Source organism: Chitinophaga sp. (assembly GCF_035564935.1).
Classification (GTDB): domain Bacteria; phylum Bacteroidota; class Bacteroidia; order Chitinophagales; family Chitinophagaceae; genus Chitinophaga.
This window is the reverse complement of the sequence record NZ_DATMTE010000023.1, coordinates 1-3,153: the sequence shown is the minus strand read 5'-3', so window position 1 is coordinate 3,153 and position 3,153 is coordinate 1. Positions and strand designations below refer to the sequence as shown.

The following is a 3,153-nucleotide window of genomic DNA, read 5'->3' as shown; positions in this document are numbered from 1 at the left end:
AAAAAAAATAAAAACATACAATTCCCGGCCTTGTTATTCGTCTTGTAATAATACAACTCCCTTTTTAACTTTTCAGACCAGGTAAGTTGTGTTAAATTGCTTAACTATTATATATCTATATTAAATTTCCATAATGCGACCCGGGATTAATTCCATTATACTTATTGTTTTCCTTTTGTTACTGGATATTTATGTTTTCCAGGCGGTAAGAGCTATGGTGTACATGTCGGCCCCAAGAGTGAGGAATATTACCTATTCCGTTTACTGGTTTATATCCCTTACCTGTGTGCTGATGATCGCTTTGCTGCCATATATCAACTGGCATAGCTGGCCTCCTACGTTAAAGTCGTACCTGATGGCCATTTTCATGGGCCTGGTAGTGGCCAAGCTGCTGGTAACAGTATTCCTGCTCATCGACGACCTGCGCAGGGGTGTACTGTGGCTGATCCGTAAAGTCAGCGGTACGCCGGCAGCGGCGGCAAGCCCGGCGGTAAGCGGCTTATCGCGGTCGCAATTCATTAACCGCCTGGGCCTTATCACCGGCGGCGCCTTTTTCGGCACCCTCATGTATGGCTTCTCCAACAAATACAATTACCGGGTACATAAGGTCAAAATGGCTTTCAAACATCTGCCCGGATCCTTTAAGGGCCTGCGGATTGTACAGATCTCCGATATCCATTCCGGTAGCTTTGCCAACCGGGAAGCGGTGATGAAAGGCGTTAAAATGATCAACGATCAGCAAGCCGACCTGGTATTGTTTACCGGCGACCTGGTAAACGACCGGGCGGTGGAAATGACGGAGTGGCTGGATGTGTTCCGCCAGGTAAAAGCGCCGATGGGCGTGTATTCTACCCTGGGAAACCATGATTATGGCGATTATTATCCCTGGCCCGATAAAAACGCCAACGGGTACAGCGCGCTGCAGCACCAGAACCTTGAAGATCTGAAAGCCGTACACGGGAAGCTGGGCTGGAAGCTGATGATGAATGAAAATGTGATCCTGGACCGTAACGGGGAGCAGATTGCCCTCATAGGTATTGAAAACTGGAGCGCTATTAAACGCTTTCCCCGCTATGGCGATCTGAAAAGAGCCTATGAAGGGGCGGAGCATATCCCGTTTAAGATATTGTTGTCGCACGACCCCACCCACTGGGATGCGCAGGTACGTACAGAATATCCCGATATTGCGCTGATGCTGGCCGGCCATACCCATGGCATGCAGTTCGGCGTGGAAATACCGGGGCTGAAATGGAGCCCGGCGCAGTATTTCTATAAAGAATGGGCCGGTTTATATAAGAAAGGCGAGCAGTTCCTGTATGTGAACAGGGGCTTCGGATTCCTTGGATACCCGGGAAGAGTGGGCATCCTGCCTGAAATTACGGTGATAGACCTGGTATAAAGGCAGCAGGTACGGGCTGACCGACAGAAAAGCATTGTTTAACCACACATTTGTCCTATTCATGGGATGTGGGGTTAAACAATTCTTATTTACGCTTATATTGCAGCGACGTACTTTTACAACATGCGCCTATACTTCTTTACCTTCCTGTTGTTATGTAGCCGTGTAGCATCGGGACAAAGCCTCGCAGAGCTGGAGCGACAGCTTGATTCGCTGTTGCAGAAACAGCAGAAAAGCGAACTTGTGGCCGGTATAGGATATGGAAATAACCCCGCTTATGGCAGTAAAGTAGCCAATTTTGAGCGGCCCATTGTTTTAAAAACATTTGTTTCCCCCTCTTTAAGTTATTATCATAAAAGCGGGTTGTATGCAGGCGTAAGCGCCTATTATCTTTTCAATTCCATTAACAAACCCTGGTTTGAGTGGGACTTCACCGCCGGTTACGACTATACGAAAAACCGTAACTTCCTTACCGGTGTATCCTATACGAGATACATTTTCACCGATTCTTCAGATGTTCCTGCCACGCCTATCAGGAATGAGCTTTTTGCTTATTTCTATTACCGCAAGTGGTGGCTGCAACCCGGTTTGAGCCTGGATTACGGCTGGGGAAAACATGTGTCGGAAGGATTGCATACCAAAGAAACCCTGAGTGGGAATGATTTCAATATTATAGCGGCGGTAAGGCACCCCTTTATTTTTTCAGGCGTAGTGGGCAGGTTTGATGTATTGATGGTAACGCCTTCCGTGAATATGACATTGGGAACGGCCAATTATTACAGTAACCTCAAAGCGTTCCAGTATCTTACGCGGTCGCCGCAAATGATGAAGCTCCGGAGCTTTCCCGGGAAGGAACTTAATTTCGAAGACCATACTCAATTTGAACCCCGCGCAATTGATATTACTACCAGCGTATCCTATTTTATAGGCCGCCTGAACCTGGCGCCCTCCTACACTGTGTTTAAGCCTTTAACCGGTACAGATCAAAGCATTATGAGCTATTTCACTGCCCGGATTTTATACAGTTTTTGATTTCTTTAACAAGTAGCACGGAATTTGTAATTACGGGAAATGTAATTGCAACATAGGGGTATTTTTTGCCCCGGACGTCTATAGTTTAACCATTACTAACAATACGTAATTTTATGAAAAAACTGTTTTTCGCCGTAGCAGTGCTGATGATAGCTGCTGTTTCAACTGTGTCAACTGTGAATGCACAAACATCAAAATTCCTGCGCTTTGGTGTTAAAGGTGGCGCTAATCTCGGAAAGCTGGATGGAGAAGGCTTTCAAGATGGTTTTAAATTAGGATATCACCTTGGGGCTTTTGCTCAGGTGAATCTTGTAAAAGGCTTTGGTGTACAGGGAGAATTGGTGTTCTCATCTACCAAGACGGAAACTACAGATAAATTTAGTTCCATTTATGAAAATGTAAGTACATCAGATGACCGCAAAAATATCAGCCTGAATTATCTGAGCATTCCATTATTAGCTAACATCGATTTAGGCACACCGCGTTTAAAGTTACAGGTTGGACCTCAATTTGGAGCATTAATTAGTGATAGAAAGGTATTAGGCGCAGCTAATGAGGCATTTAAAGGAGGAGAAATTTCGGGTGTAGCTGGCTTATGGTTGCAGCTGCCTATCATTAATATTAGTGCCCGTTACATAATTGGCTTTAATGATGTAAAAGGACTTAACAGCATTGCCAGCACAGACAACTGGAAGAACCAGAGCATACAGCTGGGCGTAGGC

The 3,153-nt window shown here is 45.6% G+C and carries 3 protein-coding genes; all 3 read left to right on the top strand.

The window, feature by feature from the left end:
• The first annotated feature begins 133 nt into the window (after window positions 1-133).
• Window positions 134-1,399, top strand: coding sequence for a metallophosphoesterase (locus tag VN105_RS00715; RefSeq protein WP_325636936.1), 1,266 nt, complete (start codon window positions 134-136; stop codon window positions 1,397-1,399).
• Window positions 1,400-1,522: 123 nt separating this feature from the next.
• Window positions 1,523-2,431: a hypothetical protein gene (locus VN105_RS00710; RefSeq protein WP_325636935.1), complete on the top strand. Its 909-nt coding sequence runs from the start codon at window positions 1,523-1,525 to the stop codon at window positions 2,429-2,431.
• A 113-nt stretch (window positions 2,432-2,544) separates the two neighbouring features.
• Window positions 2,545-3,153: porin family protein (locus tag VN105_RS00705; RefSeq protein ID WP_325636934.1), on the top strand; the 609-nt coding region annotated here is incomplete at its 3' end.

Coding starts and splice junctions, on each gene's coding strand:
- VN105_RS00715 (WP_325636936.1), top strand. CDS start 134: ATGCGACCCGGGATTAATTCCATTATACTTATTGTTTTCCTTTTGTTA.
- VN105_RS00710 (WP_325636935.1), top strand. CDS start 1,523: ATGCGCCTATACTTCTTTACCTTCCTGTTGTTATGTAGCCGTGTAGCA.